The following is a 22,018-nucleotide window of genomic DNA, read 5'->3' as shown; positions in this document are numbered from 1 at the left end:
CTCATGATCGAACGGCCCTCGACGAGATCGTCGACCTCTTCACCGACCTGTACAACCGGTGCGAACCTGCTGAACGCCGCATGCTCAACCGAGCCCTGTTCGGCCGCATCGTCATCGACGAGGACGAGCACGTCAGCACGGTCCCGGCCGAGCCCGCCGCCGGCATCCTCGCCCACGTCACCGCTGGAGTCCCGGACCAGATGACCACGGAAACGAACCTGCCCCGCCATCAGGCGGGGCAGGTCTCGATTTTCTCAACTTACGTGGAGCTATGGGGATTCGAACCCCAGACCTCCTCCATGCCATGGAGGCGCGCTACCAACTGCGCCATAGCCCCTGATCACCGCTCCGAGCACACCCGTTGCGGCGCTCGGAGAGCATATAGCCATCCGCCGCGGTTCTCCTAATCGCGCGGGCACACCGCAGGACGGCCGTACGGCCCCCGAGCCGTACGGACCTCAGGCCACGGCCTCCGGCCGGTCGTCACTGTTGACCGGCTCCGGCAGCGTGCCCGCGTTGTGTTCCAGCAGCCGCCAGCCCTTACGCCCTTCCTGCAGCACCGACCAGGAACAGTTGCCCAGCCCGCCGAGCGTCGGCCACAACTCCTCCGGCAACCCGAGCAGCTCGCAGATGCCGAGCCGCAGTGCGGCCCCGTGCGAGGCCACGACGAGCAGCCCGTCGTCGTCGAGGCGGCCGGCCCACTTGCGCATGGCGGTGGCCACCCGGGCCGCCACGTCGCCGACGGGTTCACCGTCCGGCGCCTCCCAGGCCGCGTATTCGTCGGGCCAGCGCGCCGCGATCTCCTCACGCGTCAGCCCTTCCCATTGACCGCCGCCGCGCTCGCGGAAGTCCTTGTCGACCGCCACGTCGAGCCCGACGATCCGCCCGAGCGCCAGCGCGGTGTCGTTGGCCCGCTGGAGGTCGGAGGAGACGATCAGGGTCGGACGCAGCGAAGCGAGCAGCGAGGCTGCCCTGGCCGCCTGAGCTATGCCGGTCTCGTCGAGGGGGATGTCGGAGTGGCCCTGGAAGCGCCGCTCGACGTTCCACAACGTCTGCCCGTGACGCAGACACACGATCCTTCTGCTCAACTGCGGGCCCGCTGCAGATTGGCCTGCATGACGCTCTCCGGCAGCGCGATGGCCGGGCAGTCCTTCCAGAGGCGCTCGAGCGCGTAGAACGTGCGGTCGTCTTCGTGCTGGACGTGCACGACGATGTCGACGTAGTCGAGCAGCACCCAGCGCCCCTCACGCTCGCCCTCGCGGCGTACGGGCTTGACGTCGGCCTCGGTGCGCAGCCGGTCCTCGATCTCGTCGACGATGGCGCGTACCTGGCGGTCGTTGGTGGCGGAGCAGAGCAGGAAGGCGTCGGTGATGACGAGCTGTTCGCTCACGTCGTATGCGAGGATGTCATCGGCCAGCTTGTCGGCCGCGGCCTCCGCGGCGATGCGCACGAGCTGGACGGATCTGTCAGATGCGGTCACGATGCGGGTCTGTCCTCCTGTGTCGGCAGCAAGCCTTACGTTGAGCGTACCCTTCCGGGCCGAAACCCCTCACCCACAGCGTGACGACCTTCAGCCGGTTGCGTGATAAAGCCCGCGTTTGTTGATGTACTGCACGATTCCGTCGGGCACGAGATACCAGATGGGTTCCCCCTTGGCGACCCGGTGCCGGCACTCCGACGACGAGATGGCCAGCGCGGGGATCTCCAGCAGCGTCACCTTGCCGTCGGGCAGTCCGGGGTCGTGCAGCGTATGGCCGGGGCGCGTGCAGCCGACGAAATGCGCCAGCTCGAACAATTCGTCGGCGTCCTGCCAGCCCAGGATGGCGCCGAGGGCGTCGGCTCCGGTGATGAAGAAAAGATCGGTCTGCTGGCCGTAAATATCCGAAATATCGCGCAATGTGTCGATAGTGAAGGTCGGTCCGGGGCGTTCCACGTCCACCCTGCTCACAGAGAAGCGGGGGTTGGAGGCCGTCGCGATGACCGTCATCAGATAGCGGTCCTCCGGCGCCGAGACCTCGCGCTCGGACTTCTGGTACGGCCGTCCGGTGGGCACGAAGACGACCTCGTCGAGATGGAAGTGGTGGGCCGCTTCGCTGGCCGCGACTAGGTGTCCGTGGTGGATGGGATCGAACGTCCCACCCATCACACCCACTCGCCGCTTCCCCTGGACACCGGGCGCGTTCATCATGAAACGGACCTTACGCGGACGGCTTACGACAACATGATGGCACCCCCCTGAGTGATGTCCGCGCATCACTTCCGTTGCGGACGTAGCATGCCGGGCATGACGACCACCCCGGACCGCAACCGCGTCCAACTGCCCGGCATATCGTCCCGAGCCTACGAACACCCCGCAGACCGGTCCGCCCTGGTCGCTCTGCGTAAGTTGAGTGGGTTCGACACAGTTCTCAAGCAGATGTCCGGCCTCGTCAGCGAGCGCCGGTTGCGCCTGATGTACCTTGCGTCCGCCGTACGCGTGAGCGAGACGCAGTTCCGCCCGCTCTACGACATGGGCCGTGACGCCGCCTACACCCTCGACCTGCACCGGATCCCCGAGATCTACGTCCAGCAGGACCCACAGGTCCAGGCCAAGGCCATCGGCTTCGACGATCCGTTCATCGTCGTGACCACCGGTCTGCTCAACCTCATGAACGAGGAGGAGCAGCGCTTCGTCATCGGCCACGAGACCTCGCACATCCTGTCGGGGCACGCGGTCTACCGGACGATGCTCGACATCCTCACCCGCCTCGCCACCCGCGTCGCCTGGATCCCGCTCGGCTACATCGGCCTGCGCGCGATCGTCGCGGGCCTGGAGGAGTGGTACCGCAAGTCCGAGCTGTCCTCCGACCGCGGCGGCCTGCTCACGGGGCAGGACCCCGAGGCGGCCAAGCGCGCGCTGATGAAGCTCGCCGGCGGCGACTACACCCACGAGATGAACATCGAGGCGTTCCTGGAGCAGTACCAGGAATACGACACCGCGGGCGACCTTCGCGACGGCTTCCTCAAGGTGCTCAACCTGCTCGGCACCACCCACCCGTTCGCGGTGGTGCGCGTGGCGGAGCTCGACAAGTGGCAGCGCAGCGGCGAATACGACCGGATCATCGGCGGCGACTACCCGCGCAGGGAAGACGACGCCAACGCCCGGGTGACCGACGAGATGAAGGCCGCGGCCGAGTCCTACCGCGCCTCATGGCAGCAGTCGCAGGACCCGTTCATCGGCGTCCTGCGCGACGTGGCCGAGGGCGCCGTCAACGCGGGCGAGCGCATCTTCAACCGCTTCTCCCGCCGCGACGGCGGCCAGGGCTGACGGGAGCGCCGCACGCGGCCGATCAGCGTGATCGACCGCGTGATCCGCCGCCAACCGCGACGGCGGATCTGAGCAGCACAGATCTGCACAGCACGATCAGGGCAGCCCGGATCACCGCAGCAGGATCACAGCAGCAGGGCGATGGCGCGCACGGCGGCCGCGCACAGGGCGACGAAGCCGCCCAGCACGGCCAGTGCGCGCAGCCCTTCCCTGCGCAGATCGGGCAGGCGCTGGCCGATACGCTCGATCTCGCGCCCGGTGAAACCACCGCACAACATCCCGAACACCACCCCGGCCACGGTCACGGGCGCGGGCTGCTGCCACCAGTCGGCGTCGATCTCACCGCCACCGGTTGCCCAGAGCGCGCCGCCCGACGCCACCGCGACGGGCACGCCGGGCCAGACGGCGGCGGTCGCCGCAGCGGCGGCGAGCGCGAACGGGAAGAGCAGCACGCGCAGAGCCACCCGGGTGGCCCGTGAGCCGCGCTTCCTCACCAGCCAGTGACTCATCCAGAGGGTCCTGGTCAGCACCACCAGCACCGCCGTGATGGCGATGGAGGCGATCGGCCAGATCACCGAGGTCACCACGCACGGCACAGCCAGCGCGGCGAGCAGCAGCAGAGCGCCGTTGCCGGCGGGTAGCGTGGTGGACCTCTCGGAGCGAAGACCCGCTTTCCGCTTGTCCTGCGGTTTGGCCGCGGCCCTCGCGCGCACGGCCGCCGCCGTCCGCTGACGCGGCCCGGTGACGCGCGGCCCCGTCACCTTGCCGTCGACGCTCCCGCGTCCCCGGGGCGCGGGCACCTTGCCTTCGGCCTGCACCCGGCTGCGCGCCGCGACCCCGTCAGCGCCCGCCCGGCTTCGAGCGGAACCCTCCCCACTCGCCGCACTCGTCCGGCCCTGAGCGGCCCCGTCCGTGCCGGCCGCCCGGCTCCGTGCCGCGGCGGCGTCCGTGCCCGCGCGTCCACGGGCCGCGGAGCCGTCGGCGCCCCCCGACCGGCCGCGCGCGGCGGAACCGTCGGGATTGGCCCGGCTGCGGGCCGCGGGACTGTCCGCGCCCCCCCGGCTCCGCGCCACCGCACCGTCCACGTTGCCACGGCTGCGCGCCGCCGAGCCCTTGCCGTCCGCGCCGGTACGGCCACGCGGCGGAGGCACCTTGCCGTCCACGCCCGCGCCACCGGCCCGCCCGCGCGCCGGGTCCTCCGTCGTACGGCTGCGTACGGCCGCGCCCTTGCCCGCCTCCTCGGCCGCCTCGACGGCGCGTCCACCGGCCGGGGTGGACTCGGGATCGGCCCCGCTCGCCGCCCTGGCCAGCCGCGACAGCCGGTCGGCCAGCAACGCCGCCGTGGGCCGCTTGCCCGGCTCCCTGTTGAGCGCCGCCCGCAGCAGGGGCAGCAGTTGCACGGGCACGCCCTTGAGGTCGGCCTGCCCGTTCAGCACCGCGTACATCTGCGCCTCGGCCGTGCCCCGCCCGAACGTCGGCCGCCCGGTCGCCGCGAACGCCACCGTGGCCGCCCAGGCGTGGACGTCGGCGGGCGAGTCGACCTGCTCGTCGGCGAAGATCTCCGGGGCCGTGTAGCCGGGCGTGCCGAGGAACGTGCCGGTCATGGTGAGCCGGGTGGCGTCGAGCACCTGGGCGATGCCGAAGTCGATCAGAACCGGCCCTCTGCCGGCCATGATGATGTTGCCGGGTTTGAGGTCACGGTGGACGACGCCCGCCGCGTGGATGATGGCCAGCGCCGCCGCGATGCCCTGGGCCATGTCGACCAGTTGGGCGTCGTCGAGCGGGCCGTCCTGGCGTACCCGGTCGAGCAGCGTGACTCCCTCGATGTGCTCCATGACCAGGTAGGGGCGCGCGCAGCCCAGGTCGGCGTCGAGGACCTTGGCGACGTACGGGCTCTCGACCCTGCGCAGCGCACGGACCTCGCGCTCCAGCCTGATGCGCGAGATCTCGTCCTCGGCCAGGTCGTGCAGGACCTTGAGTGCGACGTGCTCGCCACGACGGGTCGAGGCGAGGTAGACCTCGCCCATGCCACCGCGGCCGAGCCGCTCGACCAGGGTGTACGGCCCCACCTTGCCGAGCTTGCTCACCGTCCCTCCCCGCCCGGCGTGCCCATAAGGGACACAACCCTAGCGCCGTGACGTGAGTCACCGCGTGAGGCACGCCGAAGGTTAACGGTGCGCGTGGTCGGAGAGCATGCTGTCGAGCTCGGCCGTGGGCGCCTCGGACAGCCGTTTGCGGTTGTTCCTGCGCCAGTTGACCCGGCCGCGGCTCTCCAGCCGGAGCAGCAGCCGGTCGGCGCCGAACAACACCGCGGCCATGAGAGCGAGGGCGACGACAATTTCCATGCCCCCAGTCAAACCGCGTCGTCAGGCGCCGGCCGTGCCGACACGCCGGTTAACCGGCCACCACCGTGCCCTCTGACGTGCGCAAATGCCCCTCACCGGTGTAGATCCACTTGGTGGACGTCAGCTCGGGCAGCCCCATCGGGCCACGCGCGTGCAGCTTCTGGGTGGAGATGCCGATCTCCGCCCCGAAGCCGAACTCGCCCCCGTCGGTGAACCTCGTCGAGGCGTTGACCGCCACGGCCGCCGAGTCGACGAGCGCCACGAACCTGCGGGCGGCGCCCTGCGACCGGGTGACGATGGCGTCGGTGTGGCCCGAGCCGTAGCGCCTGATGTGCGCCACCGCCTCCTCCAGCGATCCGACGACGGCGGCGGCGATGTCGAGCGAGAGATATTCGGCGCGGAAGTCGTCCTCGGTGGCCGGCACGACGTCGCCGTACGCGGCGATTCTCGCGTCGCCGTGGACGGTCACGCCCGCCTCGGCCAGCGCCCGCAGCGCCCTGGGCACGAACGCGTCGGCCACGTCGGCGTGCACCAGGAACGTCTCCGCCGCGTTGCAGACCGAGGGGCGCTGCGCCTTGGCGTTGAGCAGGATCTGCACGGCCAGGTCGACGTCGGCGTCGGCGTCGACGTAGACGCTGCAGTTGCCGACGCCGGTCTCGATCACCGGGACGGTGGACTCCTCGACCACCGAGTTGATCAGCGACGCGCCGCCGCGTGGGATCAGCACGTCGACCAGGCCGCGGGCGCGCATCAGCTCCTTGACCGACTCGCGCGTCAGCCCGGGGACGAGTTGCACGGCCCCCGCCGGGACCTCGGTGGCGGCCAGGGCGTCCTGCATGACCCGCACGAGGGCGGCGTTGGAGGAGTGGGCGCTGGACGAGCCCCTGAGCAGCACCGCGTTGCCGCTTTTCAGGCAGAGGACGGCGGCGTCGACGGTGACGTTGGGGCGGCCTTCGTAGATGATGCCGATCACGCCCAGCGGCACTCTGAGCTGGCGCAGCTCCAGCCCGTTGGGCAGCGTGGCGCCGCGCACGACCTCGCCGACCGGGTCGGGCAGGTCGGCCACCTGGCGTACGGCCTCGGCGATGGCCGCGATCCTCGCCTCGTCGAGCCGCAGGCGGTCGATCATCGCCTCGGCGGTGCCCTGGGACCTGGCCCGCTCGACGTCCTTGGCGTTGGCCTCGACGATCGGCTCCGCGTGCGCGACCAGCGCGTCGGCGACGGCGCGCAGCGCCCGGTCCTTCGGCGCCCGAGGCAGCGGGGCCAACTCGGCGGCGGCCTCTCGCGCCGCGTGGGCGACCTTCAGGAACTCTGTGCTCATGGCTACGCTCCGCTTCGCTGCTCGGGGCGCCCGGCGCCCCGACCGTCTTTCGTCACTACGGGCCCGTCGAGCGGGTGCCCTGCATCACCTGTGGGCTTCCAGTATGACGATGTCGTCACGGTGGATCAGCTCACGCTCATATTCCGGACCCAGTGTGCTCGCCAGCTCGCGCGTGGAGCGGCCGAGCAGTCCGGGGATCTCGTTGGCGTCGAAGTTGACCAGGCCGCGGGCCACCACGAGGCCCTTCGGCTCGCACAGGTCGACGGGGTCGCCGGCGGCGAAATCGCCCTCCACCGACGTCACCCCTGCGGGCAGCAGCGACTTGCGCCGGGCCACGATGGCGTCGACCGCGCCCGGGTCGAGGTGGAGCCGGCCCCGCCCGGTGGTGGCGTGAGCGAGCCAGAGCAGGCGCGTGCCGGGATGTCGGCCGCCGGGGTGGAAGTAGGTGCCGACGTCGGCTCCGCTCAGCGCCTGGGCCGCGTGAGCGGCAGCGGTGAGCACCACGGGCACTCCGGCCCCGGTGGCGATCCTGGCCGCCTGCACCTTGGTCACCATGCCGCCGGTGCCGACGGCCGCGCCGTTCCTGCCGAGCTCGACCCCTATCAGGTCGTCGGCGCCGCGGATCTCCGTCAGCCGGCGCGAGCCGCTGCGGCTCGGCGGGCCGTCGTAGAGGGCGTCGACGTCCGACAACAACACCAGGGCGTCGGCGCGGATCAGGTGCGACACCAGCGCCGCCAGCCGGTCGTTGTCGCCGAAGCGGATCTCGTCGGTGGCCACCGTGTCGTTCTCGTTGACGATGGGCACGATGCCCAGCTCCAGCAGCCGGCCGAGGGTGCGCTGGGCGTTGGCGTGGTGGGCGCGGCGCATCATGTCGTCGGCGGTCAGCAGCACCTGGCCGACCCGCAGGGAGTAGCGGGCGAAGGAGGACGTGTAGCGGGCGACGAGCACACCCTGCCCGACGGACGCCGCCGCCTGCTGGGTGGCCAGGTCACGTGGCCGCGCGGTCAGCCCCAGCGGGCCGAGGCCCGCCGCGATCGCTCCCGACGAGACCAGGACGATCTGCGTCCCGGCCCGGCGCCGCGCCGCCAGCACATCCACCAGCGCGTCGACCCGGTCGACATCGATCATGCCCTGAGGGGTGGTGAGCGAGGAGGAGCCGACCTTGACAACGACCTTGGATGCTGAGCTGAGCTGTTCCCGCACGCCTGGCAGCTTATCGGCTCCAGGAAAGCGCGGTGCGCCCGGCCGCCGCGCGCATCGCGGCGGTGACCTCCTCCGGCGGGTCCCCCCGGCGCAGCGCGTACGTGGCGGCCGAGGTCACCGCGCCCACCAGCGCTCCCACCTGTGCGGCGACCGCCACGACGTCGTCCTCCTCCGGGTAGCTCCGGCACAACGCGTCGACGATGCGCCGCTGCGCGTCCAGCAGCCGCCGCAGCATCCAGGCCTGCAGCTCCGGGACGGTGAGCATCAGCCGCACTCGGACGTCGGCGATCCCCGTGGCCAGCTCGGAACCGGCGACCTCGCCGATCATGCACTCGACCGCCGCGGCGAGCACGTCGCGCATCGTCTCGTCCGGCCCTCGCTGCTCGATGACCCGCACGGCCAGCTCGACCCGTGCGCCGCCGCCGGCCAGGACGACGTCCTCCTTGGTGGGGAAGTGCAGGAAGAACGTCCTGGTCGACACGTCGGCCGCGGCCGCGATCTGGGCGACGGTGGTCGCCTCGTAGCCCTGCCGCTGGAACAACTCCACCGCCGCTGCGATCAGCGCCTCGCGCGTACGCCGCTTCTTGCGTTCCCTGATCCCCTCCGCCATGACCGGCACATTACTACATTGACTGCATCGCTTCATTTGATGTAGTGATTTGCCCATGGGACTCCGTACTTATGTCGTCACCGGCGCCGCCTCGGGCATCGGCGCCGCGACCGCAGACCACCTGGAGGGGTGCGGCGACCGGGTGATCCGCTGCGACGTCCGCGACGCCGGCGTGACCGCCGACCTGACCACCCCGGAGGGACGCGAACAGCTGGCCTCGGACGTGACGGCTGCCTCGGGCGGCCGGATCGACGGCCTGATCGCGGTGGCCGGCAGCGCCGCCCCCTCGCCGCTCACCGCGCGGCTCAACTTCTTCGGCACGGTCGCCACCCTGGAGAGCCTGCGCCCCCTGCTGGCCGCGTCGGACCTGCCCAGGGCGGTCGCCGTCTCCTCGCTGAGCGCCGTCGTGGCCGCCGACGAGGCCATCGTCGCCGCGTGCCTGTCCATGGACGAGGACGCAGCCGTCGCCGCCGTCACGACCGCCGTCGAGGCCGGCCGGGGCCGCATCGTCTATCCGTCCACCAAGCTGGCGCTCAACCGCTGGCTCCGCCGGGCCGCCGTGAGCCCTGACTGGGCGCAGGCTGGCATTCCGCTCAACGCGGTAGCACCCGGCGTGGTGGACACGGAGACGGCGAGAAGGATGTTCCTGGACGATCCGGCCACCCGCGCGCAGGTGTCGTCCATGATGCCCCAGCCACTCGGCTTCCCCGGGCCCGTCTCGGCGATCGTGTCACTGCTGGCCTGGACGGTGAGCCCGGACAACTCGTTCATGACCGGCCAGATCCTCTACGCCGACGGCGGCGCCGAAGCCACCCTCCGCCCCTGACCCGGACCGGCGGCGCTTCCCACCAGGCGAAACGGGCACCAGCGAGGGGCATGCCGAACCGCCACCGGCACCAGCCCGGCGGACCGGCGCGTCAGGTGACCGCCTAGCCGAGGCGGTTGTCGGAGCCCCTCGGGCCCTGCCGTACGGACTCGGCGTGCAGTGTGGGCTGCCAGTCGAAGATGTAGCCGCCCTCCATGGGCCCGATCACGACCTCGACCCCGGCTCGCGCACCCGCCTTGGCCAGTTCCTCCTCGACCCCGAGCCGTTCGAGCCGGTCGGCGAGGTAGCCGACGGCCTCGTCGTTGCTGAAGTCGGTCTGCCTGATCCACCGTTCCGGCTTCTCGCCGGTGACCTGGAACAGGTTGTCGTTGACCCGCCGCACCCGGAACCCGGCGTCGCCGAGCTGCCTGGGCCGGATCACCAGCCGCGTGGGCTCCTCGACCGGCTTGACGGCCCTGGCCGCGGCCACCCACTCGCCCATGGCGTACGTGAGCTCGCGCAGCCCGTCATGCGTGGCCGCCGAGATCGTGAAGACCCTCAGCCCGCGCTCCTCCAACTCCGGGGTGACCATCTCGGCCAGCTCCCGGGCGTCGGGCACGTCGGCCTTGTTGAGGACGACCAGCCGCGGCCGGTCGTCGAGCTTGCCGTACGCCCGCAGCTCCGCCTCGATCACCTCGTAGTCGGTGATCGGGTCGCGCCCCGGCTCCATGGTGGCGCAGTCGATGACGTGCACGAGCATGTCGCACCGCTCGACGTGGCGCAGGAACTCGTGCCCGAGGCCCTTGCCCTGCGACGCCCCGGGAATCAGGCCCGGCACGTCGGCGACGGTGAACACGGTGTCTCCGGCCGTCACCACGCCGAGGTTGGGGATGAGGGTGGTGAACGGGTAGTCGGCGATTTTCGGCTTGGCCGCGCTCAGGGCGGCGATCAGCGACGACTTCCCGGCACTGGGGAAGCCGACCAGCGCCACGTCGGCGACGCTCTTGAGCTCCAGCATGACGTCGAGCTCGTCGCCCGGCTCGCCGAGCAGCGCGAATCCCGGCGCCTTGCGGCGGGTGGTGGCCAGGGCCGCGTTGCCGAGCCCGCCGTGACCGCCCTGGGCGATCACGTAGCGCGTGCCGACCCCCACGAGGTCGACCAGCACCTCGCCCGTGGCCGTGTCCCTCACGACCGTGCCGTTGGGCACGGGCAGGATCACGTCGTCGCCGTTGGCGCCATCACGGTTTGAGCCCTGCCCCTGCTTGCCGTTGCCGGCCTTGCGGTGCGGGCGGTGGTGGTAGTCGAGCAGGGTCGCGGTGTTGGGGTCGACCTCGAGGATGACGTCGCCGCCCCGCCCGCCGTTGCCGCCGTCGGGGCCGCCGAGCGGCTTGAACTTCTCCCGGTGGATGGAGGCGCACCCGTTCCCCCCGTCACCGGCCTTGATGTGCAGGACCACCTGGTCCACGAAGTCCGGCATCAAGCACCCTCTCCATCGCCCCCGGTAAGGGGCATCTCCACTGCACCAGAAAGAACCCGGCGGCCGTCTTCACGCCGGGCGACAGGTTGTTCAACAAGCGCGGGGCCGCAGAACGTCCCCGGAAAACGCCAAGGGGTGGATCGACACTCGATCGATCCACCCCTTGGAAGCGAAAACCCGTGAGGAGACTACTCCGTGACGGGAACGATGCTGACGGCCCGGCGCCCACGCCTGACACCGAACTGCACGTGACCGGCGGCCAGCGCGAACAGCGTGTCGTCGCCGCCACGCCCCACGTTGTCGCCGGGGTGGAAGTGGGTGCCACGCTGGCGGACGATGATCTCGCCCGCGTTGACCAGCTGGCCGCCGAAGCGCTTGACGCCCAGGCGCTGAGCGTTCGAGTCACGGCCGTTCCGGGTGGACGACGCGCCCTTCTTGTGTGCCATCTCTCAAACTCCCGATCAGGCCTGGTCGATACCGGTGATCTTCACCTGGGTGTACCGCTGGCGGTGACCCTGGCGCTTCTTGTAACCGGTCTTGTTCTTGTACTTGAGGATCCGGATCTTCGGGCCCTTGGTCTCGCCGAGGATCTCGGCGCTGACCGTGAACTTGCCCGCCTCCGTGGTCACATCGCCGTCGTTGACGACGAGCACCGTCGGCAGCGAAACCGAAGAGCCGACCTCGCCGGCGACCTTGTCCACCTCGAGGACGTCACCGACGGAGACCTTCTGCTGCCTGCCGCCGCAACGAACGATCGCGTACACCGCGGAACCCTTCTACTGACTCACTGTTGCACTGCACTGAGATCCCGGCCACCCCGCGCGGGAACGACCGCTGACTCCGAATGCTGCGCCTGTCATTCGGCCTGTCCAACCGACGAACCGAGTAAGCGCGCCAACAGGGCACGTCACCTGACGCACCGATTCACCAGGATACCGGATTAACGGCGCCCTAGGCGAACCGGACGGAACGTCGGAAGCCTGCCGAGGTTACTCGGCTGACTTGGCTCGGCGGGAGCGTCTCCGCCCCCTGCCGGAAGTCTGGCTGGCTTGGTCGTCCTCAGCGGGGACTTCTTCAAGCGCACCGGTCACAGTATCACGGTTGCCGGAGTCCTTCGCCGCGGAAACCTTGTCGGCGACCGCCTTCTCGACGGCCATCTTGCTCTGCGTGCCGCGCGGTTCCGGCTTGGTCTCCACAGGCTCCGTGGAGATGATCAGACCGCGCCCGTTGCAGCAGTCGCAGACCGTCGAGAACGCCTCCAGCAGCCCCTGGCCGACCCGCTTACGGGTCATCTGGACCAGGCCCAGCGAGGTCACCTCGGCCACCTGGTGCTTGGTCCTGTCGCGGGCCAGGCACTCCAGCATGCGCCGCAGCACCAGGTCCCGGTTGGACTCGAGCACCATGTCGATGAAGTCGATGACGATGATGCCGCCGATGTCGCGGAGCCTGAGCTGGCGGACGATCTCCTCGGCCGCCTCCAGGTTGTTGCGCGTGACGGTCTCCTCGAGGTTGCCGCCCTGGCCGGTGAACTTGCCGGTGTTGACGTCGACGACGGTCATCGCCTCGGTGCGGTCGATCACCAGGGAGCCGCCGCTCGGCAGCCACACCTTGCGCTCCAGCGCCTTGGCGAGCTGCTCGTCGATCCGGTACGACTCGAACACGTCGCCCTGAGCGGCGTCCCACTTCGACAGGCGCTCGCCCAGATGCGGCGCGACGTACTTCACGTACTCGTCGACGGTGTCCCAGGCTCCCTCGCCCTGCACGACCAGCGAGGTGAAGTCCTCGTTGAAGACGTCGCGCACGACCCTGATCGTCAGGTCGGGCTCGGCGGACAGCAGCTCGGGCGGGCTCGCCGACTTGGCCTTCTTCTGGATGTTCTCCCACTGCGCGGACAGGCGGGCCACGTCACGGGCCAGCTCGTCCTCGGAGGCGCCCTCGGCGGCCGTGCGCACGATCACGCCGGCGTTCTCCGGCATGACCTTCTTCAGGATGCTCTTGAGCCGCGCGCGCTCTTTGTCGGGCAGCTTGCGGCTGATGCCGGTCATCGACCCGTCGGGCACGTACACCAGGTAACGGCCCGGCAGGCTGATCTGCGACGTGAGCCGCGCGCCCTTGTGCCCGATCGGGTCCTTCGTGACCTGGACGAGCACCGACTGCCCCGACTTCAGCGCCGACTCGATGCGCTTCGGCTGGCCTTCGAGACCGGCCGTGTCGAAGTTCACCTCACCGGCGTACAGGACGGCGTTCCTGCCCTTGCCGATGTCGACGAAGGCCGCCTCCATCGAGGGCAGCACGTTCTGCACCTTGCCGAGGTAGACGTTGCCGACGTAGGACTGACTGGCCTCGCGGTTGACGTAGTGCTCGACGAGCACGCCGTCCTCCAGCACCGCGATCTGGGTGCGGTCGCCCTGCCTGCGCACCACCATCATCCGGTCGACGGACTCGCGGCGGGCCAGGAACTCCGACTCCGTGATGATCGGCGGGCGCCTGCGCCCGAGCTCGCGCCCCTCGCGGCGGCGCTGCTTCTTGGCCTCGAGCCTGGTCGAGCCGCGCACGCTCTGCACGCCGTCGGTGGCGGTGTCGAGCCCTGCCGAACGTCCCGAGCGCGGCGCGCGGATGCGCACCACCGTGTTCGGGGGGTCGTCACCCGCCGGTTCCACGGCCTCGTCCGTGCCGCGGCGGCGACGCCTACGGCGCCGGCGCGAACCGGAGCTCTCCTCTTCCTGGGCTTCCTCGCCCTGCCCGTCCTCGGAGTCCTCCTCCTGCTCCTCGCCGTCCTCCGACTCGTCGCGCTCGCGCGACTTGCCGCGGCCCCTGCCGCCGCGCCGGCGGCGACGGCGACGGCCGCCGCCCTCCTCCTCCTGCTCGTCGGAGGTGTCGGTGTCCGGCTCGTCCTCGGTCGCCGTCTCGTCGACCGGTTCCTCGGCCTCCTCGGGCTCGTCGGCGACCGGCTGCGGCGGCCCGGCCCGCCGGGTGGCGGCGGGCTTGGCCTTGCTGGGGTCGGGCGCCTGGAACAGCGGCGCGAAGATGGCCGCGGGCCGCTGGAACGCGGCACCCGGCTCGTTCTGCCGGCGCGCGGTCAGCCCGAACGGGTCGGCGAGCAGGCTCGGGCGGTCGACGTCCTCGTCGAGGTCCTCCCCCGCGGGTTCGTCGTCGAGCGGCTCGTCCTCGGGCAGGATCTCGATGATGTCCTCGGTGTCCTCGGTGTCCTCTGCGGCCTGGGCGGACGCGAAGAGCGCCGTCTCGACGTCACCGCCGGAACGCTCGACCCCGGCCGCGGTGGCCCGCGTGTCCTCGCCCTGCGCCACCGTACCTGCGCCGGCCTGTGAGACCTCGGCCTCGCCCGCCGCCACGGCGGCGACATCGGCTGCCAGGTCCTCGGTGTCCCGGCCACCGGAGTCCTCGTCCGTGCCGAACGGGGCGGCGGCCTCGTTGCCCCCTGTGGGCGCTCCCACCGCGACCGCGCCGCCGGTGGAGGAGGTCACGTCATCCTGACCCGCATCGACCGCGGCTTCGGGCTCCGCCTTCTTGCGGGTCCTGCGCCGCTTCGGCGGAGCCTCCTCGGCGGGCGCCGCGCTCTCGGGGAGCGCTCCCGCCTCGTCGGCCTGCTCCTCCGCGGCCTTCTTCGTCGTACGCCGGCGCGTCGTCGTCGCCGTGGACCGGGTCCGCGTGGTCCTCTTGGGCTTCTCCTCGGCCGGGCTCTGCGGCGCACCGGCACCCGTGCCGTTGGCAGCGGCGACGCTCGTCGCCTCACCGCCCGTCTCAGGAGCTCCGGCGACCGCGCCGCCGGCACTCTGCGAGTCGGCCACACCGGCATCGGACGCGGTCGTAGCGGCTGCACCGGCGTCACCTGTGGCGGTTGAAGTGTCGCCGTTGGCGGCATTGGCCGGACCCGGCCCTCCAGCGACCTCCCCCGCGGCGCCGGGAAGATCCGCGGCGTTCGCACGCGCGGCCGCCGTGTCGACGGCCTCCGCGAGGATCTCGGGTGCGGGCTCACCGGCGGCACGCTGTACGGCGTTGATCTGCACCGGCTGCACCTCGGCCACCGACGGCGCCGCCTGCGCGGCTACGACGGTGACCGGGACGGAGGTCGGCTCGTCGGGCTCCGGCGGCGGACCCGCGGGCCGGCTGGCGGAACGGCGACGCTTGGTCACCTCGGGCTGTTCAATTGTCTCCCCGTCAGGGCCAGTGGCCCCGGCGTTGGGCTCGTTGTCGAGCATGCGGGCGCTCTCCCGTCAGCTCCCGGGCGCGTCGCCGCGCCGCGCAGGAGCCCTCGTGTCTCGTTGTCCGCCGGCTCCCCCGATGAGGGAGCGCCGGCGCCAAGTCCTGTCAACGGTCGTGCCCGGCTCGCGCAGGGCACTTCCTTAACCGGCGACGTGCTCACCCGCCGGTCCCGCCTCGCCGCCGCGCGTCGTGTCGCGGTCCAGGTCGAGCGGGTCGGCAAGCGCACCGGTGCTGGCGTCGAGCGGCCCCTGCGCCAGCCTGGTCACCTCGGGGGGAACCGGCGGCGCGAAGTCGGCCACAAGGCGCAGCCCTGTGAGCACATCGTCGGGTCGAACGGCAGGCGTCATGTGCCGAACAACCATGCGCAGTATGACACACGGTCGTCCATGCACCTGAGCTGCGGTTCTGTCTGTTCCCTCGGACACCACGAGCCTCAGGACCGCCTCCCGCGCGTCGAAGCGGCGGGGGCCCTTCTTGGTGAGGCGCTCGACGTCCACCGTGCTCGCCGCGAGGAACTTCTCCGCCGCCACCTGGGCGAGCTCGCGATCGGCACCGGGCAGCCGCACCTCCCAGTCGGAGACCTCCAAGCGGTCGGCCAGACCACCAGGCCCCGCCTCCACAACGTCGAGCACGTCGAGCCCGGGCGGCAACGACCGGTCGAGTCCGGACTTGACCTCGTCCGGAACGCACGGCGTGGTAACACCGAGCTCGAGGTATTCGGCTTCGCTGGCGACGCCGGTCGGCGCCGCGCCCGCGTAGGAGATCTTCGGGTGAGGCGAGAAGCCCGCGCTGTAGGCCACCGGAATGCCGGCACGGCGGACCGCCCTCTCGACGGCCCGCGAGATGTCGCGGTGGCTGGTGAAGCGCAGGCGGCCGCGCTTGGCGTAACGCACACGCAGGCGCTGCACCGTAGGCGCGGGCGGAGGCCCTTCGGGAACAGGTTTCAGAGCTGTGTCGTCCTTCCCTTGTAAGAGTTCCTACCACTCAGGATAAGCCGCGCTGACGTGTGTGCGTGTACGCCGTGACACGGCTTGCCCACTGAGCGCGCTAGACCACCGTCAGAGGAAGGAGTTTTCGCCCGGTAGGACCTATCTGAATCTCCGTCCCCATGGTGGGGCAGACCCCGCAGTCGTAGCATGGGGTCCAGCGGCAGTCTTCGACCTCACCGCCGGAAAGGGCCTCCTGCCAGTCCTGCCAGAGCCACTCACGGTCGAGTCCGGCGTCGAGGTGGTCCCACGGAAGCACTTCGTTCTCCTCGCGCTCGCGCGTGGTGTACCAGTCGACGTCGACACCGGCCTGCTCGGCCGCCGCCATCCAGCGCTCGTACGAGAAGTGCTCGCTCCAGCCGTCGAACCTGCCGCCGCTCTCCCAGACGGCGCGGATCACGGCGCCCACGCGGCGGTCGCCGCGTGAGAGCAGCCCCTCGACGATCGAGGGTCTGCCGTCGTGGTAGCGGAAGCCGATGGCCTTGCCGTACTGCTTGTCGCCTCTCAGCGAGTCGCGCAGCGCCTTGAGCCTCCGGTCGACGGTCTCGTGGTCGGCCTGGGCCGCCCACTGGAACGGCGTGTGCGGCTTGGGCACGAAGCCGCCGATGGACACCGTGCAGCGGATGTCACGACTGCCGGTGATCTCCCGGCCCGCCTTGATGACCTTCTTGGCCAGGTCGGCGATGCCGAGCACGTCTTCGTCCTGCTCCGTAGGCAGTCCACACATGAAGTAGAGCTTGACCTGCCGCCACCCCTGAGAGTAGGCCGTGGTGACGGTGCGGATCAGGTCTTCCTCGGTGACCATTTTGTTGATCACCTTGCGCATGCGCTCGGAGCCACCCTCGGGCGCGAACGTCAGGCCCGAGCGCCTGCCGTTCCTGGAGAATTCGTTGGCCAGGTCGATGTTGAACGCGTCGACCCTGGTCGAGGGCAACGACAGCGAGGTGTTGGTGCCTTCGTAGCGGTCGGCCAGGCCCTTGGCGACCTCGCCGATCTCGGAGTGGTCGGCGGACGACAACGACAGCAGCCCGACCTCGTTGAAGCCGGACTCCTTGACGCCGTTCTCCACCATGGCGCCGATCGTGGTGATCGAACGCTCGCGCACCGGCCGGGTGATCATGCCGGCCTGGCAGAACCGGCAACCGCGCGTGCAACCGCGGAAGATCTCCACGCTGAACCGCTCGTGCACCGTCTCCGCCAACGGGACCAGCGGCTTCTTCGGGTAGGGCCACTCGTCGAGGTCCATCACGGTGTGCTTGTGCACCCGCCACGGCACGTCCGTCCTGTTGGGCGCGACTCGCTTGATCCGGCCGTCAGGGTGGTAGTCGACGTCGTAGAACTTGGGCACGTAGACGCCGCCCGACTCGGCGAGCCGCATCAGCAGCTCGTCACGGCCACCGGGACGGCCCTCGGCCTTCCACTCGCGGACGACCTCGGAGATGGCGATGGCGATCTGCTCCCCGTCGCCGAGCACGGCCGCGTCGAGGAAGTCGGCGATCGGCTCAGGGTTGAAGGCCGCGTGGCCCCCCGCGAGCACGATCGGGTCGTCGTCGCCCCTGTCGGCCGCCGTCAACGGAATTCCGGCCAGATCGAGCGCGGTCAGCATGTTGGTGTAACCGAGCTCGGTCGAGAACGACACCCCGAGCACGTCGAAGGCGCGCACCGGCCGGTGCGCGTCGACGGTGAACTGCGGGACGCCCTCGGCTCGCATGAGCGCCTCGAGATCGGGCCAGACCGCGTAAGTGCGCTCGGCCAGCGTGCCCGGCAGCTCGTTGAGGATCTCGTAGAGGATCGCGACGCCCTGGTTGGGCAGCCCGACCTCGTAGGCGTCGGGATACATCAACGCCCACCGCACGTCGGCGGAGTCCCAGTCCTTGACGGTCGAGTTGAGCTCGCCCCCGACGTACTGGATCGGTTTCTGCACCTTCGGCAGCAACGCTTCCAGGCGGTGGAAAATCGACTCGACAGGCATACCGTCAAGGGTAGCGGCGTTCAGGCGGTGGCAGGTCCGGGCCCGGTGCAGAAATCCGCCAGGAGGCCTTCAGTCGAACGAATGACCGCGCACCCTGATGGCCTGCAGCAGGCCGACAGCGATGAGGTTGGCGAACGTGGCCGTGCCGCCGTACGACACGAACGGCAGCGGCAGCCCGGTGATCGGCATGATCCCGATCGTCATGCCCACGTTGATGAACATCTGGAACGCGAACCAGCACACGATCGTCCCCGCGACCAGCGTCCCGAACCGGTCCTCGCACTGCCTGGCGATCTTCAGCCCGCGCAGCAGCACCACGCCGAGCAGCAGCACCACGGTGACGGACCCCAGAAACCCGAACTCCTCCCCCGCCACCGTGAAGATGAAGTCGGTGTGCTGCTCCGGCACGAACCGCCCGGTCGTCTGCCCGCCGCCCAGCAGCCCTTTGCCCAGAAGCTGCCCCGACCCGATCGCGATCAGCGACTGCGTGCTGTTGTAGCCCACCCCTCGCGGATCCACGCTGGGATCGACGAACGCGGTGAACCGCGCCACCTGGTACGGCTCCAGCAACTGGAAGTAGAACACCGCGAACACGGCGGCGCCCGCCACCGTCGTCAGCGCCGCGATCCACCGTTTGCGCACCCCCGCGATGATCAGCGCGGACGCCGCGATCACTGCCAGCACCATCGCCGTGCCGAGGTCGGGCTGGAGCATCACCAGCCCGATCGTGAGCGCCGCGGCGAGCAGCGCCAGCACGACGTCGAACCCGCGCGGCCGGTCGGAGCCCTCAGCCGGCTGCGCCAGCAACATCGCCGTGATGAGCAGCAGGCCCACCTTGGCGAACTCCGACGGCTGCACCGCGAACCCTCCGCCGAGCAGGATCCACGAGTGCGACCCGTTGATCGTCGCCCCCAACGGGGTGATCACCAGGCCAAGCCCCACCAGGGACGTCAGGAACACCAGCGGCGCGTAGGCCCGCATTGCCCGGTGGTCGATCGAGGCCACGATGCCGCACAACACCACGCCGAGCGCCTGGTTGAGCAGGTGTTTCTTGACCAGTCCCGTCGAGCCCGGCGCCCAGGTCCTGGTGGACGACCACACCAGCAAGGTGCCGATCACGCACAACCCCGCCACGGCGACCAGCATGAGCCCGTCGAAGCGTCGCACGGCCGAGTGCTCGCCCGCCACCCGCCGCAGCAGCGAGGGACGCCGGACGGCGGCCGTGCGGCCTGTCATCCTCGCGCCACCGTTCCGTCAGGTGCGAACGCCGGCAGCCGCGTCGTCAACCGGCCGCCGGGCACCGCCGGGGGCCGCTTGATGCCGTAGATGCCCTCGTAGATCTCGCGCGCGGCCGGCGCCGCCGCCGAGCCGCCCATCCCACCCTGGGAGATCATGACGACCACGACGTATTGCGGGTTCTGGGTGGGCGCGAACGACGCGAACCACGCGGTGTCCTTCTTGCCCCAGACCTCGGCGGTGCCGGTCTTGCCGCCGATGCGAACCTTGTTCATCGGAAACCCGGCGAAGGCCCCCGCGGCGGTGCCGTCGGAGGGCACCTGGCTCAGCGCGTTCTTGATGTAGCGCCGCTCCTTCTCGCTGAGCGGCAGCTTGCCGACCACCGGCACGTCGATCGTCTTGACCACCTTGCCGTCGGGCCGGACCTGAGCCCACCCGATGCGCGGGCTGCGCACCTTTCCGTCGGTCACCAGCGCCATGTACGCCCTGGCCAGCTGCAGCGGCGTCACCAGCACGTCGCCCTGGCCGATGGAGAAGTTGGCGGCGTCGCCCGGCCGCAGGAGGAAACCCTCGGTGCAGTTCTCCAGCGCGAGACGCTTCAGGAACTCCGCCCGCGCACGGTCCTTGATCTCCGGGTAGCCCTTGCGCGACCGCTCGCAGTTGACCGCGCTGGTGCGGTTCCACAGGTCCTTCTTCCAGGCCCGGTCGGGAATGCGCCCGGACGACTCGCCGGGCAGGTCGATGCCCGTCGGACTGCCGAAGCCGAAGGCCCGCGCGACGTTGGCGAACACCTCCTTCGGCGTCTTCTTCGGGCTGCGGCCGCCGTCCTTCGTGTACTGCTCGAACGCCGCCTGGTAGAAGATCGTGTCGCATGACTTGACCAGCGCCATGTGCAGGTCGAGCGTGCCCAGAGGAATGCCCCGGAAGTTGTTGAACGCCCGTCCGCCCACCATGACGGAGCCGGGACAGCTGTAATTGCCGTTGAGCGGGTAGCCGGCGCGCAACATGGAGGCCACCGACGAGACCTTGAACGTCGAACCAGGCGCGAACTGGCCGTTGATCGCCCGCGACACGAGCGGCTTGCCGGACTTCTCCGACATCAGCCGCTGGTATCCGCGGGCCGAGATCCCGCCCGCCCAGATCGCGGGATCGTACCCGGGGGCGCTGGCCAGCGCCACGACCCGCCCGCTGCGGGCGTCGAGCACCACCCCGGCCCCGCCGTCGGCTGACGGCGCCGCCTTCATCGTCCGCGCGAGCGCCTTCTCCACCACGTTCTGTACGCGCGAGTCGATGCTGGTGACCAGGTGGTCGCCCGCGATGGGAGTGGTCTGCTCCTCGACGCCGAGCGCCTTGCCCATCCGGTCGACCTGCACCCTGCGCAGCCCCGCCTTGCCGCGCAGCGCCTCGTCGTAGACGTATTCGAGTCCGTCGCGCCCGACCAGGTCCACCCCGGAGAAGCTGGCCTTGAGCCCTTCGCGTTTCTCCAGCTCCGCCTCGGTGACCGGCTGAAGGTAGCCGAGCATCTGGGCGCCAGCCCTGCCTCCCGGATATTGCCTGACGGAGTGGATCTCCGCCGTCACCCCGGGAAACTCCTCCTGCCGTTCGAGGATCTGCAGCGCCTCACGCGTGTCGACCTTCTCGTCCAGCGGAACCGGCTGGTACGGCGACCCCGTCCAGCACGGCTTCGCGATCCCGGGACCGCACGGCGTGATGCGCTGCTGCAACTGCGCCACCGGCCTGTCGAGCACCGCGGACAACTTGCGCAGCACCTTCACACCGCCGTCAGGCATCCTCGAAAGCCTCGTACGGTCCACGGACACGACCAGCGCGGTCTTGTTGCGCACCAGCGGCCGGCCGGACGAGTCGAGGATCTGCCCCCGAACGGCCGGCACGATCACGGTGCGCGTCCTCGTCTCCGTCGCCCGCGTCACGAACTCCTGCCCGCGCACCACCTGCACCTGCCACAACCGCATGGCCAGCACGACGAGCAGCGTCAGCACGAGGACGTGCAGCACCAGCAGCCGGGCCCGCATCCTGATCATGTCGAGAACCTCGTCCGCCCGGCACGCGCGGTCATCCAGATCACGATCGGCGACACCAGCAGCGTGTAGACGACGGTGACGGGCACCTGCTCGGTCAGCGTGGACATCGTCACCCGGGGATCAGAGATCAGCCCGCCCACGCCGGCCGCGAGCAGCGGCGCCATCAGCACGCACAACACGACCGTGGTCACCTGACCGCCCGCGCCGTGCCCGGCGACGTATCCGACGAGCGCCAGCACGAACGCGTACTGGCCGAGCAGGTGCGCGGTCGGCGGCATGACGTCGACCAGCAGCCCGGTGAAGAAGCCGAGCATCGCGCCCGATGCCGGCCCCCGTGACAGGGCCGTCCCGATCAAGGCGAGCAATACCAGGTCAGGCGCGCCCCCGGCGGGCAGCGGCAGCCGGTTGACCAGCATGACCTGCGCCAGCAGCGCGATCAGTACGGACACGCCCCCGATCACCGCGCCCCCTCCCCACCGGCGTCCACACC

19 protein-coding genes and 1 tRNA gene are annotated in these 22,018 nt (G+C 70.5%); 2 read left to right on the top strand and 18 right to left on the bottom strand.

What is annotated here, in order from left to right; genetic code table 11:
- Positions 1-264: 264 nt before the first annotated feature.
- From E1267_RS25480 to nadD, 4 genes are all read right to left on the bottom strand, one after another.
- Positions 265-337 (bottom strand) — tRNA-Ala (locus tag E1267_RS25480).
- 121 nt (positions 338-458) lie between these two features.
- Entirely contained in the window at positions 459-1,088 is a 630-nt protein-coding gene (locus E1267_RS25475; RefSeq protein ID WP_132335701.1) for a histidine phosphatase family protein, read from the bottom strand.
- Entirely contained in the window at positions 1,085-1,480 is a 396-nt protein-coding gene (rsfS, locus tag E1267_RS25470; protein ID WP_132335699.1) for a ribosome silencing factor, read from the bottom strand. Before rsfS ends, E1267_RS25475 begins: the two co-directional genes overlap by 4 nt.
- A gap of 90 nt (positions 1,481-1,570) precedes the next feature.
- A complete protein-coding gene (nadD, locus tag E1267_RS25465) occupies positions 1,571-2,188 on the bottom strand; it encodes a nicotinate-nucleotide adenylyltransferase (RefSeq protein WP_132335697.1) in 618 nt (205 codons plus the stop codon).
- Between the two features lie 87 nt (positions 2,189-2,275).
- Between nadD and E1267_RS25460 the strand changes: the two genes are divergently transcribed.
- Positions 2,276-3,307, top strand: a complete 1,032-nt coding sequence (locus E1267_RS25460) for a M48 family metallopeptidase (RefSeq protein ID WP_171055534.1) — start codon at positions 2,276-2,278, stop codon at positions 3,305-3,307.
- Positions 3,308-3,432: 125 nt separating this feature from the next.
- On the opposite strand, the gene E1267_RS25455 is transcribed toward E1267_RS25460, so the two are convergent.
- The 5 genes from E1267_RS25455 to E1267_RS25440 form a co-directional block, all read right to left on the bottom strand.
- Entirely contained in the window at positions 3,433-5,394 is a 1,962-nt protein-coding gene (locus E1267_RS25455) for a serine/threonine protein kinase (protein WP_132335693.1), read from the bottom strand.
- Positions 5,395-5,475: 81 nt separating this feature from the next.
- Positions 5,476-5,652, bottom strand: coding sequence for a hypothetical protein (locus E1267_RS44575; RefSeq protein ID WP_165959779.1), 177 nt, complete (start codon positions 5,650-5,652; stop codon positions 5,476-5,478).
- Positions 5,653-5,701: 49 nt separating this feature from the next.
- On the bottom strand, positions 5,702-6,973 hold the full coding sequence (locus tag E1267_RS25450; RefSeq protein WP_132335691.1) for a glutamate-5-semialdehyde dehydrogenase: 1,272 nt from the start codon (positions 6,971-6,973) through the stop codon (positions 5,702-5,704).
- A gap of 84 nt (positions 6,974-7,057) precedes the next feature.
- Positions 7,058-8,176 carry a glutamate 5-kinase gene (gene proB, locus E1267_RS25445; protein ID WP_165959778.1) on the bottom strand — a complete coding sequence of 373 codons (1,119 nt, stop codon included), beginning with the start codon at positions 8,174-8,176 and terminating at the stop codon, positions 7,058-7,060.
- A gap of 10 nt (positions 8,177-8,186) precedes the next feature.
- Complete coding sequence (locus E1267_RS25440; RefSeq protein WP_132335687.1) at positions 8,187-8,786, bottom strand: TetR/AcrR family transcriptional regulator; 600 nt, start codon at positions 8,784-8,786, stop codon at positions 8,187-8,189.
- Positions 8,787-8,841: 55 nt separating this feature from the next.
- On the opposite strand from E1267_RS25440, the gene E1267_RS25435 reads away from it, so the two are divergent.
- Positions 8,842-9,612 carry an SDR family oxidoreductase gene (locus tag E1267_RS25435; protein WP_132335685.1) on the top strand — a complete coding sequence of 257 codons (771 nt, stop codon included), beginning with the start codon at positions 8,842-8,844 and terminating at the stop codon, positions 9,610-9,612.
- Between the two features lie 103 nt (positions 9,613-9,715).
- On the opposite strand, the gene obgE is transcribed toward E1267_RS25435, so the two are convergent.
- The 9 genes from obgE to mreD all read right to left on the bottom strand — a co-directional run.
- Complete coding sequence (gene obgE, locus E1267_RS25430) at positions 9,716-11,068, bottom strand: GTPase ObgE (RefSeq protein ID WP_132335683.1); 1,353 nt, start codon at positions 11,066-11,068, stop codon at positions 9,716-9,718.
- Between the two features lie 188 nt (positions 11,069-11,256).
- Complete coding sequence (gene rpmA, locus E1267_RS25425) at positions 11,257-11,514, bottom strand: 50S ribosomal protein L27 (protein ID WP_132335681.1); 258 nt, start codon at positions 11,512-11,514, stop codon at positions 11,257-11,259.
- 15 nt (positions 11,515-11,529) lie between these two features.
- The gene (gene rplU / locus E1267_RS25420) at positions 11,530-11,832 is read right to left on the bottom strand and encodes a 50S ribosomal protein L21 (RefSeq protein ID WP_049575732.1); all 303 of its coding nucleotides are present in this window, start codon (positions 11,830-11,832) and stop codon (positions 11,530-11,532) included.
- Positions 11,833-12,057: 225 nt separating this feature from the next.
- A complete protein-coding gene (locus E1267_RS25415; protein WP_246064251.1) occupies positions 12,058-15,288 on the bottom strand; it encodes a ribonuclease E/G in 3,231 nt (1,076 codons plus the stop codon).
- A gap of 144 nt (positions 15,289-15,432) precedes the next feature.
- Positions 15,433-16,185, bottom strand: coding sequence for a TIGR03936 family radical SAM-associated protein (locus E1267_RS25410; protein ID WP_246064250.1), 753 nt, complete (start codon positions 16,183-16,185; stop codon positions 15,433-15,435).
- A gap of 154 nt (positions 16,186-16,339) precedes the next feature.
- Positions 16,340-18,250 (bottom strand): TIGR03960 family B12-binding radical SAM protein, encoded by a 1,911-nt coding sequence (locus E1267_RS25405; RefSeq protein ID WP_132335677.1) that lies wholly within the window; start codon positions 18,248-18,250, stop codon positions 16,340-16,342.
- Between the two features lie 69 nt (positions 18,251-18,319).
- Positions 18,320-19,486, bottom strand: a complete 1,167-nt coding sequence (gene rodA / locus E1267_RS25400) for a rod shape-determining protein RodA (RefSeq protein ID WP_132335675.1) — start codon at positions 19,484-19,486, stop codon at positions 18,320-18,322.
- Positions 19,483-21,528, bottom strand: coding sequence for a penicillin-binding protein 2 (gene mrdA / locus E1267_RS25395; RefSeq protein WP_132335673.1), 2,046 nt, complete (start codon positions 21,526-21,528; stop codon positions 19,483-19,485). The genes rodA and mrdA overlap by 4 nt, the downstream gene beginning before the upstream one ends.
- Positions 21,525-22,018, bottom strand: a 494-nt coding sequence (gene mreD, locus E1267_RS25390; RefSeq protein WP_246064249.1) for a rod shape-determining protein MreD, incomplete at its 5' end; no start/stop codon positions are given. The genes mrdA and mreD, both read right to left, overlap by 4 nt.

Origin of the sequence: Nonomuraea longispora (assembly GCF_004348345.1) — a bacterium.
Classification (GTDB): domain Bacteria; phylum Actinomycetota; class Actinomycetes; order Streptosporangiales; family Streptosporangiaceae; genus Nonomuraea; species Nonomuraea longispora.
This window is presented reverse-complemented; position numbering and strand designations above follow the sequence as displayed.

Bases quoted from the DNA above. Each gene is read 5' to 3' on its own strand.
- nadD (WP_132335697.1), bottom strand. From the start codon at position 2,188: ATGATGAACGCGCCCGGTGTCCAGGGGAAGCGGCGAGTGGGTGTGATG.
- E1267_RS25460 (WP_171055534.1), top strand. From the start codon at position 2,276: ATGCCGGGCATGACGACCACCCCGGACCGCAACCGCGTCCAACTGCCC.
- E1267_RS44575 (WP_165959779.1), bottom strand. From the start codon at position 5,652: ATGGAAATTGTCGTCGCCCTCGCTCTCATGGCCGCGGTGTTGTTCGGC.
- E1267_RS25450 (WP_132335691.1), bottom strand. From the start codon at position 6,973: ATGAGCACAGAGTTCCTGAAGGTCGCCCACGCGGCGCGAGAGGCCGCC.
- E1267_RS25440 (WP_132335687.1), bottom strand. From the start codon at position 8,786: ATGGCGGAGGGGATCAGGGAACGCAAGAAGCGGCGTACGCGCGAGGCG.
- E1267_RS25435 (WP_132335685.1), top strand. From the start codon at position 8,842: ATGGGACTCCGTACTTATGTCGTCACCGGCGCCGCCTCGGGCATCGGC.
- obgE (WP_132335683.1), bottom strand. From the start codon at position 11,068: ATGCCGGACTTCGTGGACCAGGTGGTCCTGCACATCAAGGCCGGTGAC.
- rpmA (WP_132335681.1), bottom strand. From the start codon at position 11,514: ATGGCACACAAGAAGGGCGCGTCGTCCACCCGGAACGGCCGTGACTCG.
- E1267_RS25415 (WP_246064251.1), bottom strand. From the start codon at position 15,288: ATGCTCGACAACGAGCCCAACGCCGGGGCCACTGGCCCTGACGGGGAG.
- E1267_RS25405 (WP_132335677.1), bottom strand. From the start codon at position 18,250: ATGCCTGTCGAGTCGATTTTCCACCGCCTGGAAGCGTTGCTGCCGAAG.
- rodA (WP_132335675.1), bottom strand. From the start codon at position 19,486: ATGACAGGCCGCACGGCCGCCGTCCGGCGTCCCTCGCTGCTGCGGCGG.
- mrdA (WP_132335673.1), bottom strand. From the start codon at position 21,528: ATGATCAGGATGCGGGCCCGGCTGCTGGTGCTGCACGTCCTCGTGCTG.